13 protein-coding genes are annotated in these 13,382 nt (G+C 50.2%); 1 reads left to right on the forward strand and 12 read right to left on the reverse strand.

The annotated features are described in order from the left end of the window. Window positions 1-224: 224 nt before the first annotated feature. The 4 genes from ACE5KN_RS30110 to pth form a co-directional block, all read right to left on the reverse strand. Window positions 225-1,373 carry a peptidylprolyl isomerase gene (locus tag ACE5KN_RS30110; RefSeq protein WP_375528182.1) on the reverse strand — a complete coding sequence of 383 codons (1,149 nt, stop codon included), beginning with the start codon at window positions 1,371-1,373 and terminating at the stop codon, window positions 225-227. After that, complete coding sequence (gene mfd, locus ACE5KN_RS30115; protein ID WP_375528183.1) at window positions 1,360-4,884, reverse strand: transcription-repair coupling factor; 3,525 nt, start codon at window positions 4,882-4,884, stop codon at window positions 1,360-1,362. The genes ACE5KN_RS30110 and mfd overlap by 14 nt, the downstream gene beginning before the upstream one ends. Before the next feature lie 120 nt (window positions 4,885-5,004). Next, window positions 5,005-5,235 carry an anti-sigma-F factor Fin gene (gene fin / locus ACE5KN_RS30120; protein WP_375528184.1) on the reverse strand — a complete coding sequence of 77 codons (231 nt, stop codon included), beginning with the start codon at window positions 5,233-5,235 and terminating at the stop codon, window positions 5,005-5,007. Window positions 5,236-5,331: 96 nt separating this feature from the next. Next, entirely contained in the window at window positions 5,332-5,892 is a 561-nt protein-coding gene (gene pth, locus ACE5KN_RS30125; protein ID WP_375528185.1) for an aminoacyl-tRNA hydrolase, read from the reverse strand. Between the two features lie 108 nt (window positions 5,893-6,000). Here pth and ACE5KN_RS30130 point away from each other — a divergent pair, with 108 nt between their 5' ends. Next, on the forward strand, window positions 6,001-6,204 hold the full coding sequence (locus ACE5KN_RS30130; RefSeq protein ID WP_375528186.1) for a hypothetical protein: 204 nt from the start codon (window positions 6,001-6,003) through the stop codon (window positions 6,202-6,204). Between the two features lie 78 nt (window positions 6,205-6,282). Here the strand turns inward: ACE5KN_RS30130 and ACE5KN_RS30135 are convergent, their stop codons facing one another. The 8 genes from ACE5KN_RS30135 to yabG form a co-directional block, all read right to left on the reverse strand. After that, complete coding sequence (locus ACE5KN_RS30135; protein ID WP_355325854.1) at window positions 6,283-7,236, reverse strand: ribose-phosphate diphosphokinase; 954 nt, start codon at window positions 7,234-7,236, stop codon at window positions 6,283-6,285. 111 nt (window positions 7,237-7,347) lie between these two features. Next, window positions 7,348-8,745, reverse strand: a complete 1,398-nt coding sequence (glmU, locus tag ACE5KN_RS30140; RefSeq protein WP_375528187.1) for a bifunctional UDP-N-acetylglucosamine diphosphorylase/glucosamine-1-phosphate N-acetyltransferase GlmU — start codon at window positions 8,743-8,745, stop codon at window positions 7,348-7,350. A gap of 309 nt (window positions 8,746-9,054) precedes the next feature. Continuing rightward, complete coding sequence (spoVG, locus tag ACE5KN_RS30145; protein WP_305756792.1) at window positions 9,055-9,339, reverse strand: septation regulator SpoVG; 285 nt, start codon at window positions 9,337-9,339, stop codon at window positions 9,055-9,057. Window positions 9,340-9,506: 167 nt separating this feature from the next. Next, the gene (gene purR, locus ACE5KN_RS30150) at window positions 9,507-10,331 is read right to left on the reverse strand and encodes a pur operon repressor (RefSeq protein ID WP_375528188.1); all 825 of its coding nucleotides are present in this window, start codon (window positions 10,329-10,331) and stop codon (window positions 9,507-9,509) included. Between the two features lie 229 nt (window positions 10,332-10,560). After that, complete coding sequence (gene ispE / locus ACE5KN_RS30155; protein WP_375528189.1) at window positions 10,561-11,415, reverse strand: 4-(cytidine 5'-diphospho)-2-C-methyl-D-erythritol kinase; 855 nt, start codon at window positions 11,413-11,415, stop codon at window positions 10,561-10,563. A 142-nt stretch (window positions 11,416-11,557) separates the two neighbouring features. Further along, the gene (locus ACE5KN_RS30160) at window positions 11,558-11,743 is read right to left on the reverse strand and encodes a small, acid-soluble spore protein, alpha/beta type (RefSeq protein ID WP_355325841.1); all 186 of its coding nucleotides are present in this window, start codon (window positions 11,741-11,743) and stop codon (window positions 11,558-11,560) included. A 153-nt stretch (window positions 11,744-11,896) separates the two neighbouring features. Further along, window positions 11,897-12,166, reverse strand: coding sequence for a biofilm formation stimulator Veg (gene veg / locus ACE5KN_RS30165; protein ID WP_355325838.1), 270 nt, complete (start codon window positions 12,164-12,166; stop codon window positions 11,897-11,899). A gap of 252 nt (window positions 12,167-12,418) precedes the next feature. After that, window positions 12,419-13,309, reverse strand: a complete 891-nt coding sequence (yabG, locus tag ACE5KN_RS30170) for a sporulation peptidase YabG (RefSeq protein ID WP_375528203.1) — start codon at window positions 13,307-13,309, stop codon at window positions 12,419-12,421. Window positions 13,310-13,382: the final 73 nt, after the last annotated feature.

Consider the following 13,382-nt stretch of genomic DNA (forward strand, 5'->3'; position numbering starts at 1 on the left):
GTTGTGATTTCTGACCATAGTATTCATCGGCTCCCAGTTTCTTATTCACAGCAGGGCAGGTCCAGGAACAATACAAGCAGCGGGTGTGACACCAGTCCTAATTTTTAACAAATATTTTCCCGGGAGCTATAGAATTGACCACTTTATCCGAAAATATACAATTATAATAAAATATAGAAAAAGACGCTGAGTTCAGCGTCTTTTCCCTGGTTCCAGTATCGCGTTTATTTGCCGTCCGTAGCAGCGCTGCCGCCTTCAGAACTGTTGGATTTCTGGTCTGCCGATCCGCTCGATGAGCCCGTACCCGCATCTGCTCCTTTATTGTCTGCTGCAGGTGCTTCCTGGGAAGGTGTTCCTTCTTTGGTCCCATTCGTACCCTTTTCAGCCGCAGGTACAGCAGGAAGATCGATTTTCGTAATCAGGGCATCCAGGTCTTTAGACATGAAATTCGAAACATTCCCGGAGACGATTGAATTCATGAGACTGTCCTTCTGCGCAGCTGTCAGCTTCGCGTAATCAGCCATCGTACGGGATTCCACTTTAATGATATGATACCCGTATTCGGTTTCCACCGGATTGCCAATTTCATTGATCGGCTGGGTCTTGGCAGCCTCTTTGAATGCATCAACCCACTGGCCGACAGGCGTATCCTTATACAGCCCGCCCTCCGATGCGGAACCCGGATCCTCCGAGTATTTCTTGGCAATCTCGGCAAAATCGGCTCCATTCTTCAGCTTGGCCTCCACTTCCTTAGCCAGCTTCAGAGTCTCTTCCTTGGTCCGTTTTTTATTGGTTTTCGGGTCCGTAAAGTTGATCAGGACATGGCGGACGGTAGCCGTTGTAAACTGATCCTTGTTTTTCTCGAATTCGGCCTTCAACTGCTCGTCCGTCACTTTGGCCTTTTCGCTTTCCGTAACGGTCATGATGTTGGTCAGGTAATCCTTAACGTCATTTTCCGTCAGCTTTTGCTTATCCAGCATCGTTTTGAACTGGTCTGCCCCCACCGAGCTCTTGAACTGGTCAAATTGCTCTTGTCCGCTCTTCGCGCCAGCCGTCTTGGCAGCGTCGTTAGCCTGGGTTGCCAAATATTCATATGCAATTTCCTGTTTGACAATGTTTTGTCTCATTTCATCCGTATCCAGCGCTTGTTCATAGCCAGGATACAGCAGCTTCATCATACCGATCTCCCGATCGAATTCTTTCTCTGTAATTTCCCCGCCCTTATAAGTAGCGACCACCTTGCTGGTGTCCTTTTGCTTCTCGTCCGCAGACTGTCCGCCGCTCTTGCCGCATGCCGCGAGCAGAGATACAGTCAGTACAACTGCCAAGCTCAGCAGCAGTGTTTTCCAAGAGCCGGCCTTATTTGGCAACATCCTGAAGTTCCTCCTTCGATTTAAAAGCATCTTTCAATGCTTCCAGAAATTGCTCGAGCAGTCCTACAAGCTGAGCATCCTCGAGACCCCGGCCCTGAATACGGGCTGTTATTGGCGTCCCTTGTTCAAATTGTACACGTCTTTCGAACCGATTGCCAACCTGCGCCAGTTTGGAAGTTTGCACCGACTGCTCCTGCCCTTCGTAGAAGCGGACGATCACCTCATCCTTGCGCTTGGTAATGGACTCGATTCCATACATTTTGCCGTACACCTTCATACGGGCCACTGCCATCAGATTGCTCACCGCCTCCGGCAGATCGCCAAAGCGGTCAACAAGCTCCTCCTCAAGCTCCGCTGCTTCTTCAAAAGAGCCGATCGCAGCTACTTTCTTATAAATCTCAATTTTCTGGATGCTGTCATAAATGTAGTCTGCTGGAAGATAAGCATCAAAATTAATATCGATGGACGTCTTCCAGTGCTCTGCCGGAACTGCTCCCTCGCCAAACATCGTAATTTTCCGTTTGTTGATCTCCTCGGCCAGCATTTGCGAATACAGATCGAATCCTACAGAAGCGATGAACCCGTGCTGCTCGGCGCCAAGCAGGTTGCCCGCCCCCCGGATGGACAAGTCGCGCATCGCGATCTTGAAGCCGGAGCCCAGCTCCGTAAACTCCTTGATGGATTGCAGACGCTTTTCGGCCACCTCGGTCAATACCTTATCCCGCTGATAGGTAAAATAGGCGTATGCGATACGGTTGGAACGCCCAACCCTTCCGCGCAGCTGGTACAGCTGGGAAAGACCCATTTTATCCGCGTCATGGACGATCAGCGTGTTCACGTTCGGAATATCCACGCCAGTTTCGATAATGCTCGTGCTGACCAGCACATCATATTCGCCATCCAGGAAATCAAGGATCGTTTTCTCCAGCTCGGATTCCGACATCTGCCCGTGCCCGATTCCTACTTTCGCATCAGGGACAAGCGCGTTGATTTCGGCAGCCATTTCCTGAATCCCCTGCACCCGGTTATATAGATAGTATACCTGTCCCCCACGGGCCATTTCGCGCTCGATAGCCTCTCTGACGAGAGCCTGACTGTGCTCCACAACATAGGTCTGCACAGGAAAACGGTTTTCCGGCGGTGTCTCGATGACCGACAGGTCGCGGACCCCCAGCATGGACATATGCAGCGTACGCGGAATCGGAGTTGCCGTCAGGGTGAGCACATCCACATTCGTTTTCAGCCTTTTCAGCTTTTCCTTATGGGTTACACCGAAGCGCTGCTCTTCATCCACAATCAGCAGCCCGAGGTCCTTGAACACCAGGTCCTGCGACAGCAGACGATGGGTGCCGATCACGATATCGACTGTCCCCAGCTTGAGTCCTTTTGTGGTCTCATTTTGCTCCTTGCGAGAGCGGAAACGGCTTAACACCTGAATGTTGAACGGATAGCCGGCAAACCGCTCGCGGAACGTCTCATAATGCTGCTGGGCCAGGATGGTGGTCGGAACGAGCACAGCTACCTGCTTGCCCTCAATCGCCGATTTAAACGCCGCCCGGATCGCCACCTCCGTCTTGCCGTAGCCTACGTCGCCGCACAGAAGCCGGTCCATGGGACGGGCCATTTCCATATCCTTCTTGATTTCTTCAATGGCCCGGATCTGGTCCCTTGTCTCCTCATAAGGAAACATGGCTTCGAATTCCTGCTGCTCAGGCGTATCTTTTTCAAATTTGTATCCAGGCGTTGACTGGCGTTCGGCATAGAGCTTGATCAAATCGTCGGCAATATCCTGCACCGAGCTGCGGACCTTGTTCTTTACCCTCGTCCACTCGTTGCCGCCCAGCTTGTAAATTTTCGGCTCTTTCTCTTCCGAGCCCACATATTTCTGAATCAGATCAATTTGCTCGATCGGCACAGACAGCTTGTCGCCGCCCGCGTACATAATGTGCATATAATCCTTGTGGATTCCCGCCACTTCCAGCGTGCCGATGCCCATGTATTTGCCGATACCATGATTCTGATGCACGACATAATCGCCGACTTTAAGCTCCGTATAGCTTTTGATCCGTTCCGCATTGTCCATGTTCCGTCCCTGCTTGCGGACTCTGCGCTGCTTCTGCGAGAACATTTCCCCTTCGGTAATGACGGCAAGATGAATGGAAGGCAGCTCAAAGCCGCCCTGCAGGCTGCCGATCATCATCGTCGGCTCGGGAATGTCGTAGTCCTGCAAAACTCTCCGCATCCGGTCAAGCCGGTCTTCTCCGCCCGCCAGCATGATGACTCTGGTACCCGCTTTAGTCCATCTCTCCATCTCCGATTTCAACACATTCATTTGGCCATGGAAATCCTGCATCCCTCTGCTGATGAAGTTCAGAATATTTTGCGGCTGGGTATGGGGAACCTGACGCAAAAACAGAGACATAAACAGCGTCTGGAAAGAACGCTGGTGCAAAATACTCTCCGAATCGGCCGACAGCACGAGTTGGGGCAATGTCTTCCCGTTCTGCAGAAGATGCAGATTCCACTCCGATTCGTCCCGTTCAAGCTGCTTGGCCGTCTCCAGCATCCGCGCAGGTTCATCAATGAACAGGATCGTATCCTCTGCCATATAGTTCATAAGCGTTGTGCATTCAGGATATAAAAGTCCGATATATTTATAGATTTCATCAAAATAGACATGCTCACGCAGCATTTCGATTTCGCGCTGAATTTCCTCCTTCAGCCGCAGTTTCGCCTGCCGGTCCGTCGTTTTCGCGATTTGCTCCTCCAGCAGCTGGACCGCTGCGTCGGCCGCCTTATCCATACGGCTGCTGGCGGCAATCAGCTCTCTGCATGGAGTTACCGTAATTTCTTTAATCTTCTCAACCGAGCGCTGATCCGCAGGATCAAAGGTACGGATCGAATCAATTTCGTCATCAAACAGCTCCACACGGCAAGCCAGATCTGTTGTCATCGGGTAGAAGTCGATAATTCCGCCCCGTACACTCATTTCTCCCCTGGACTCGACCCGCTCCACCCGTTCATAGCCGAGTTCAATCATACGCAGCAGAAACGGCTCGACCTCCATGGTTTTGCCAGTTTCCAGATGAATCTGACCATCTGCAAAAACCCGAGGGTCGGGCAAATAACGGCGCACACCCGAAAAAGGCGCAACCACAATGCCGCGAAAGCCCTGTGCGCATTTGATCAGCACCTCGATACGCTGGGACACCGTTTCAGGGCTGGACACTGCAGCTTCCGCCGCTACCAGCTCATTAGCCGGATAGAGCAGCACCCGGTCTGAAGTAAGCGCTTCCTGTAAATCATCCGCGATTTTCTGGGCAGCGAACATATTATGTGTTAACACCAGAAGGGGCCGCTGCGTCTGCTCTGCGATCGCAGCCATCAATATTTGACGCGCCGAACCGGACAAGCCTGAAATCAGCTGCTCCTTCATACCCGATGCGATTCCGGCTGTGATCGAGCCGAAATCCGCGTCCTTGGAAATTTCCTGAATAAGTGCTTGTAACAAAAAAGGCACCCCTTTTGCGTTCTTGATTTCAAAATCCATTCTATGTGTAAACTGCAAAAGAAGCCTCAGCAACGTGCCAAGGCTCCACAAGGCCAATTATAAAGCTGTTAACAGCCTATATCACTGCAGCGGATTTCCCAGCAGGCTGAGCTCCGGGTGGGACTTCAGCGCCTCTGTGCAATAATCGCAGGTAATCCGGACCGTAATCTCTCCGCCTGAATTATAGGCTATTATATCCCGCCGCTCGTCGGGGGTCAAGAAATGAAAGCCCAGCTTTTCCTCACTGATATGATCCGACTCAATCCGGCCAATGAAGGTCCGGCAATGCCTGCATACATAGTTTACTGCCATCTATATGCCTCCCGAAAGTGGTCTATTCCTCTCAGTATGTCCCCGTCAGGCTTCATTTAGCCCTGATACAGGGAAATTCTGCCGGGAGGCCGTCTATTATTTATTAAACTTGGCCATCGTTCTTTCAAACGTATTGTTCAGGCTGTACTCCAAAGCATCGCATGTTTCGCTGATCATGCCCTCCAGAGCTTCCTTCTCTTTTTTCGGGAAAACGCCCAGCACATAATCCACGATCGCGTATCCGGGCTCAGGCCGCGATATGCCCATGCGAATCCGGTTGAACTGCTGGGTTCCCGTATGCTGAATAAGCGATTTGATCCCGTTGTGGCCGCCTGCGCTGCCCTGATAGCGGAGACGGATTTTCCCGACCTCGGTATCCAGATCATCATAAACGACGATTAAATCATTTAAATCGGCCTTATAATAATCCATATAGGCGCGCACCGATTCACCTGATAAATTCATATAGGTCATAGGCTTGATCAGCACCGTTTTCACACCGTCAATTATGCCTTCACCGATCAAAGCCTTGCATTTGCTCTGATTTATGGTTATCCCGTGCCGTGCAGCCAGCTGATCGAGAGCCATAAAACCGACATTATGTCTCGTTTTCTCGTATTGGGGACCCGGGTTGCCGAGACCGACAATCCATTTCATCGCGGCTTCACCTCTCTGTGCAGTTTTCATTTTTTTGTTAAAATAATGGATAATATAAAAATCCCTAACCATTGCGCTGTTCTGAAATGAGGAAGGTGAAACCGATCTATGCGTGATCAGGGAGATGTTCTAATTTACGACAGCCATTTTCTGTACCACTTAAAACAGACCGTTCCTGTACAGGTATACGATCAGACTGGTGCGCACGTCGGTATTGGGCTTGTCGCCCGTTTTAATGAGCATTTCGTCGAAATTGACAATACCTTGTACAACCGGCTGCGCTTCACCTTTGTGTCACGTCCGGGGTACTGAAGAAACAGGCCGGACATGCCGACAGGGGTTACTTTTTCCGTATGGAAAAGGTAACCCCTCTATGTTTTTGCCGACAGGTTATTCTATTTCGAACAGCTTGCTGATAGACAGTTCTTCATGGACGCGAATAATAGCCTCACCCATCAAAGGTGCTACGGACAGCACTTTCAGCTTGCTTGTAGGGTTAGGATGTACAATAGGGATGGTATCGGTAACAACGACTTCCTTCAACGGCGCGTTCTCCAGACGCTCCATAGCCGGTCCGGACAATACCGGATGCGTACAGCATGCGTATACTTCTTTCACGCCGCCTTCCTTTAATGCGTTGGCCCCCAGCACGATGGTTCCCGCCGTATCGATAATATCATCAATAATGATCGCTGTTTTGCCCTCAATGTTACCGATGATGTTCATCACTTCGCTGACATTCGGCTCCGGACGGCGCTTATCGATAATAGCCAGGGGAGCATTCAGGAAATCAGCAAGCTTCCGCGCGCGTACCACACCACCGTGGTCAGGGGACACAATAACAGGATTCTCGATCTGCTTGGAACGGAAATACTGAGCCAGAATGGGAACACCCAGCAGATGATCCACTGGAATATCGAAAAAGCCTTGAATCTGCATGGCATGCAAATCCATTGTAATGACCCGGTGGGCTCCTGCTGTCTCGATCAGGTTCGCCACCAGTTTGGCTGTGATCGGGTCACGGCTGCGTGCTTTACGGTCCTGCCGCGCGTATCCGTAGTACGGGATGACTACGTTTATGCTTTTGGCTGATGCCCGTTTGAGTGCATCCACCATAACCAGAAGCTCCATCAGGTTGTCGTTCACCGGAAGGCAGGTGGACTGAATAATGTATACGTGACAGCCCCGCACACTCTCTGACAGTTTAACCTGAATTTCACCGTCGCTGAAGGACGTCGTATGGGATTCCCCCATAGGGATTCCGATATAGTCCGCGATCTGGTGGGCTAATTTCGGATTGGAGTTACAGGTAAAAATCTTAAGTTTGGAATCACAATAAGTCATTAATAGAAACCCTCCGTGCTGGTTCGTCCATGGGAACCTTATTACCGCTTCGTCGACGGCATATCCGGGAAATCCGGGGCAATAATATGGATAAGATGAATGTTACGCCTGCTAACCGTTCAGCCTGTCTTTCTTCGCCTTGGCCCGTGCCCTGAGTTTGTCGGCATAGCCCGTCTTGTTCTCCTGGCGTGGTCTGGCAATCGCCATATCATTGTCAGGAACATCCTTCGTAATGGTTGAGCCTGCAACCACGTACGCTCCTTGCCCGATTTTGACCGGTGCAATGAGATTCACATTGCTGCCTACAAACGCATGATCTTCGATTTCGGTAATGGATTTATTATAACCATCATAATTGACCGTTATTGCTCCACATCCTATATTTACATGTTTACCCACTCTGGCATCGCCGATATAGCTCAAATGAGAAACCTTCGAATGATCGTCAATCGTGGCGTTCTTCACTTCTACAAAATCGCCGATTTTTACATCATTTCCGAGCTTGGCTCCCGGACGCAAGTAAGCATATGGACCAACGGAGGTATTTTCACCGACTTCAGCCTCTGACAGCACTGAATATTTGATCTCGGCTCCGCTATGAACGATGGTGTCCGTCAGTTCGGCATTCGGTCCAATTTTGCAATCTTCGGCAATTTGGGTGCCGCCTGATAAAACAGTACCCGGATATAGGACTGTATCCGAACCGATCACCACATCGCTCCCGATATATGTCGACGACGGATCAATTACGGTCACCCCATTCAACATATGGCGGCGTACGATGCGTTCCCTCATTAATCGCTCTGCTTCGGAAAGGGCAACCCGGTCGTTCACACCAATGGATTCTGCGGGATCATTCGTCATATAAGCTTCGATATTATCTCCATCACCGCGCATGATGCCAACGACATCCGTCAGATAGTATTCCTGCTGTGCATTTTGGTTGGTAATTCGATCTAAGGCGCTGAACAACTTGGCATTGTCAAAGCAGTACGTTCCCGTGTTGATCTCTTGAACGCGGTCTTCTTCAGGCGAGCAGTCCTTTTGTTCCACAATTTTGGCAACCGAACCGGACGCATCCCGGATCACTCGTCCATATCCATGAGGCTGATCGAGGTGTGCGGTCAAAATCGTGGCCGCGGCCCCCCGCTCTTCATGCAGCCGGATCAGGCTCTCCAGCGTTTCCGCCGTCACAAGCGGTGTGTCTCCGCAAATGACAATCGTCGTTCCGTTCTCCTGTGCCAGCAGTTCCTTTGCCATTTTCACCGCATGACCGGTCCCCAACTGCTCCGATTGCAAAACATATTCAGCCGCATCGCCCAAATAAGCTTTAACGGCTTCCGCCCCATGACCGACAACGGCAATGCTGCGGGAGACGCCTACTTGACGAATTGTATCGCTGACATGGCCAACCATCGGTTTGCCGCATACCGGATGCAGCACCTTATAAAGTTTGGATTTCATACGCTTTCCCTGCCCTGCGGCAAGGATTACAGCCAACCTTTTCAAAAGAATTACCCTCCTATTCTGAAAACAACCGGCATCTCTTGTTCAGCGTCGCCTGGTTTTCAGACCAGCTTTGTGCTGGACCTCCTGCTAAATAAGAAACCACATTGATTGTGCCGGACTGCTGTCATTTCCGCCCGCGTCATTCGATGCCGGCGGCAAACTATGTCGTCACTGCCTTGCGGCATTATTGAAATTTGCATAGAGTTTACAACTCCATTAAGAATATATCTTATTCTAGAGAAAAAGAAAAGAGAGCCACAGTTAGTGGCTCTCTTTTCTTTAAAACCCCAATCGCGTCTCAAGTTACCCTTAAGCGCCTTCTTCAATCACTTCTTCCTCGACGGCAGCGCGTTCGTACTCGGCGAGCACGGCATCCTGAATTTTCTCGCGTGTGCCTGAAGAAATCGGATGAGCAATGTCGCGAAACTCTCCATCCGGAGTCCGTTTGCTTGGCATCGCAACGAACATCCCATTGTTTCCGTCGATAACCCGTATGTCATGTACGACAAACTCGTTATCAATGGTGATGGAGGCTATCGCTTTCATTCTCCCTTCGGAGTTTACTCGGCGGAGTCTGACATCCGTAATTTGCATGTGTGTATTCACCACCTTTTTCCATTGAGGACTTGGTGTATAATTCCACACAACGAATCAAAATCCTTCTTTTTTTGTACAATTTGTATCCTGGATTAAGGTAATTTTTTCAATACACTAAATTTTTATTGAATTCATGCGGTTTTTTCAAATATGTTAACTTATTGTCAGCAGAAGTAGTTCCCAAGTTTCACTTTTATCTGTTTGCTTTTGGAGTCGACCGCTGTTAGATTCGCGAGCGATACATAATCATGCAAAAGCCTTTCTTCTGTATCGACTTCACCTGATTCTACAAGCACCCCTACTCCTGATACCGTAGCATTAAATTCCACCAGCAAATCGACCATTCCCTGAACGGTTCCACCCGCTTTCATGAAATCATCCACGATCAGAACTCTTGACTTCTCAGGGAGCGCTCTTCTCGAAAGGGACATCGTATGAAGGCTCTTCTGAGATCCCGACACATAGTTAATGCTCACAGCCGAGCCCTCGGTCACCTGATGGTCGCGGCGTACAAGAACAACGGGAAGGTTCAGCTGTGCAGCTGTTGCGTATGCGAGCGGAATCCCTTTCGTTTCCACCGTCATGACCACATCAATGGCACGATCCGCAAAGGCGGTGGCAAAGATTTTACCCGCTTCATTCATCGTGGCAGGCTGTCCAAGCAAATCGGACATATACAAATACCCACCCGGCAAAATCCGGTCAGGCTGCTCCAGCTGCTTGCAAAGCGATTCGGCAAATGCCAGCGCATGCTCTCTGGACAGTCTGGGAATCAGCTTTACCCCGCCAGCCGCTCCCGCCAACGTCTGCAGCTCTCCAGTTCCGTCTTCCTCGAAGACTTCTTTGATAATGGCCAAATCCTCGCTGATGGACGACTTGGCAGCCCCATAACGGTCTGCAAAATAAGTAAGGGGCACAAGTGTATGCGGCCTTGCCAATAAAAATTGAGTCATCTCAACCAGGCGTGCGCTTCGTTTTAATTTTTTCACAGCAATTCCTCGCTATCTGCGATTGTTAAGAAAAACATCTATCGACGTACATTCACAGAAGACAGACCGCGTTTAGCAGTAGTTTTTCTTGCGATTCCAGGAAGCTTATTCCAAGAAGTTCGTACTTTTTGGAATCTTCATAAAACCGAATATTCTCATTAAAATATACCATTTTTGTACGTATATACACAAGGTTAATCCAGAAAAATCCTTTAAATCCACCCTATGATTATGTTAAAAGCCGTACTGCGTACACTTCTTTGCAAAAGCCCCGCAGCCCGTTATAGATTCGTGGGATTTTGGCCTCCTTCGAGACCAGGCCGAAAACCGTTGGACCGCTGCCCGACATCAGTACACCATCAGCCCCAAACCGGATCATGGATTCTTTCAACTGTTGTACTTCCGGGTACAGCTTCAGGGTCACATCCTCGAGCACATTGCCGAGCTCTCTGCAGACAGCCGCAAACGAATTCCCACGTATCGCCTGTTCCATTCTCGTGGCGGAAGGATGATGCTGTATCCGATCAGCCCGAATTCTTCCATAGACATCCGCGGTGGATACATTGATCGGCGGCTTTGCCAATACAACCCAGCATTGCGGCGGATTAGGCAGCGGGGTGAGCACCTCTCCGCGGCCAGTCGCAAGCGCTGTGCCTCCGGTTACGCAGAAGGGCACATCCGATCCCAGCTCGGCGCCAAGCACACACAGCTCTTCATCGGATATGCCAAGCTTCCATAAACGGTTCAGTCCGCGCAGCGTGGCGGCCGCATCGCTGCTGCCTCCTGCAAGGCCTGCGGCGACGGGTATCTTTTTATCTAGGTGAATATAAACACCTTTATTTACGTTATATCTGTCCTTAATTAGCCTTGCTGCCTGAAAGGCCAGGTTCTTCTCATCCAGCGGTATGTAACCGGCCTGGCTTGATATGATAATGGTGTCGCGCTGCAGCTCGGACATTTCCAGCCTGTCCGCAAGATCAACCATGGTCATGATCATTTCCACTTCGTGGTATCCGTCGGGGCGTTTACGCAGCACATCAAGCATTAAATTGATTTTAGCCGGAGCCTTCTCGTATATTCTCAAGGAGTTCACCCATCCTTACTGTTTCGCTCAAGACAATTTAACATATTATATCAAACCGAGCGTGTCAAGCATAGGAACAGGTAAAAAGCGGGGGAATCCGGCACCCTGCCAAATCCCCCCGCTTCAGGAGCATACTGCTTTGTTACTGCCGCGGATTGCGTGAAGCAGCTTGTTCTGCAAGCTGGATCGCTCTTTTCACCATATTGCCGGCATCCTTGGCTTTAATACCGCCCCAGCCTTCCTCACGCACGGTATCGTAAAACCCCAAATCCTTGGCGAGCTCGTACTTCAGCTCCTCTGACATGATTCCTCTTTTTCTTCGGCTCATTCGTAACCGCCTCCTTGAAAATGGAAACAGGGTGAATATTCCCGTTCATAGTATGCACCCTGCGGCGATATCCTATCCTGAGCATGCATCAGACAGCAAAAAACGGCGAAGCCATAAGCCACGCCGCTTGTTTGTGATAAATGGTAAGCTGCATTAGCGAAACTCGACGACCATCGGTCCATCGGCATCGTAAATGGTAACTTCCACGGATTCTGTAAGGATGTCCGCATAACTGTAAGAAACGCGCTTACAGCTTTGCTGCTCTTGGTCAAGCTTCACAATAAAAACAGAAGGGTACGTTTCTTCCAATACACCAGTTCGTTCAACGGTCTTGCGGCGACCGCCGTTAGCCTTCAGCAAAATCTTTTGCCCTACATGTGCATCGAGACTGCGTTTGATATCCAATAGCGCATTTTTAGCCATTGTTAACGACCACCTCTTTCCTAGCCCATTATAATGGATTTGGCGGTCATTGTCAAACCAAAGGAATTAATTATAACAGCAGACAAAATGTATTGTCAATTTAATTTTTTTTGAAAAATAATACACAAAAAAGCCCCTGCAAGCAGGGGTGCGGCACATGCCGGTTTCAAGCCCTATACATCTTATAGAGGAAAAAACGCACTTCGGAAGCATAGGCTTCGGTGCTGAAAACCTGACTTTTTGAACTCGCACTTATATTGCGGAAGGAGTCACCTTCAATGTCGACAGGTTTTCCAGGCGCGGCAGTCCCATCCGGTAGCTTCCCCGCGTCTCCACTCCCCCCACTCCCTGGCTTCCACTGATCGTATGGTTAAATATATCCCCCATATTGACCGTGTCCTTTATCGATGTAAAGGAAGCCTTGGCCGCAACGTATACCGGATCCAAGGCATGGATCAGGATACGGCCCGGGGAGCTGGCAAAATTCGCTCCTGCCCGGAGCAGCGCCTCAAAATGGGATTGGCATGCCCCTGCTACAATCGTAAGCGAGTCCAGATTCCTGTCGTACTGTCTTGCCACCTGAATGGCGGATACGAAGTTCTGTGAATTTTTATAGCTGGACAGACTGTACAAATCATAAGGCTGACGCTTTTTGAGCACACCGTCATGCCCGGTGATGACGACAATATCGGGGCGCGAGCGCGGCAGCAGCTTCAGCAGAGCGTCCGCCATGGCGGACTCATGCACATGATACCCCTCGGCCGGAACCCTGAGCTGCTCATACAGCCTCATGCTTTTATGCAGATAATTGGCATCCCCGTCCAAATGGAGTACCTTGCCGGGCATTTCAAAATAGGATGCATTCGCAGTCTGACTTTGGCTCAGCAGCTCATGCCCCCGCTCCGCCTGCTGCAGCCGTTCCTGCTTCAGGGAAGAGAGGGATTGGTGAGCTTTAATTTGCGCCTGCTTGGTTATGCCGTTCATCGGATCGGCCGGCACTTTGACCAGATCGCTCATAGGAGAGTCTGCCAGCAGCCGGAACTCTGTCCCTTTAATAACGGCATTATTGCGCCAGACTTCCTCTACGCGGAACGTCACGTCCCCGCCGTACGATTTACGAACGACCAAGTCTCCAATGATCATCAATGTGTATCACCCCTGCTCCATCGTATGGGCAATACCCCGCTTTGGTTCCGGTCGTCTGAAATCAGGCGGG

The sequence above is a fragment of the Paenibacillus terreus genome (assembly GCF_042138595.1).
Classification (GTDB): Bacteria; Bacillota; Bacilli; order Paenibacillales; family Paenibacillaceae; genus Paenibacillus; species Paenibacillus terreus.

Coding starts and splice junctions, on each gene's coding strand:
- ACE5KN_RS30110 (WP_375528182.1), bottom strand. CDS start 1,373: ATGTTGCCAAATAAGGCCGGCTCTTGGAAAACACTGCTGCTGAGCTTG.
- fin (WP_375528184.1), bottom strand. CDS start 5,235: ATGGCAGTAAACTATGTATGCAGGCATTGCCGGACCTTCATTGGCCGG.
- pth (WP_375528185.1), bottom strand. CDS start 5,892: ATGAAATGGATTGTCGGTCTCGGCAACCCGGGTCCCCAATACGAGAAA.
- ACE5KN_RS30130 (WP_375528186.1), top strand. CDS start 6,001: ATGCGTGATCAGGGAGATGTTCTAATTTACGACAGCCATTTTCTGTAC.
- ACE5KN_RS30135 (WP_355325854.1), bottom strand. CDS start 7,236: ATGACTTATTGTGATTCCAAACTTAAGATTTTTACCTGTAACTCCAAT.
- spoVG (WP_305756792.1), bottom strand. CDS start 9,339: ATGCAAATTACGGATGTCAGACTCCGCCGAGTAAACTCCGAAGGGAGA.
- ACE5KN_RS30160 (WP_355325841.1), bottom strand. CDS start 11,743: ATGAGCCGAAGAAAAAGAGGAATCATGTCAGAGGAGCTGAAGTACGAG.
- veg (WP_355325838.1), bottom strand. CDS start 12,166: ATGGCTAAAAATGCGCTATTGGATATCAAACGCAGTCTCGATGCACAT.
- yabG (WP_375528203.1), bottom strand. CDS start 13,309: ATGATCATTGGAGACTTGGTCGTTCGTAAATCGTACGGCGGGGACGTG.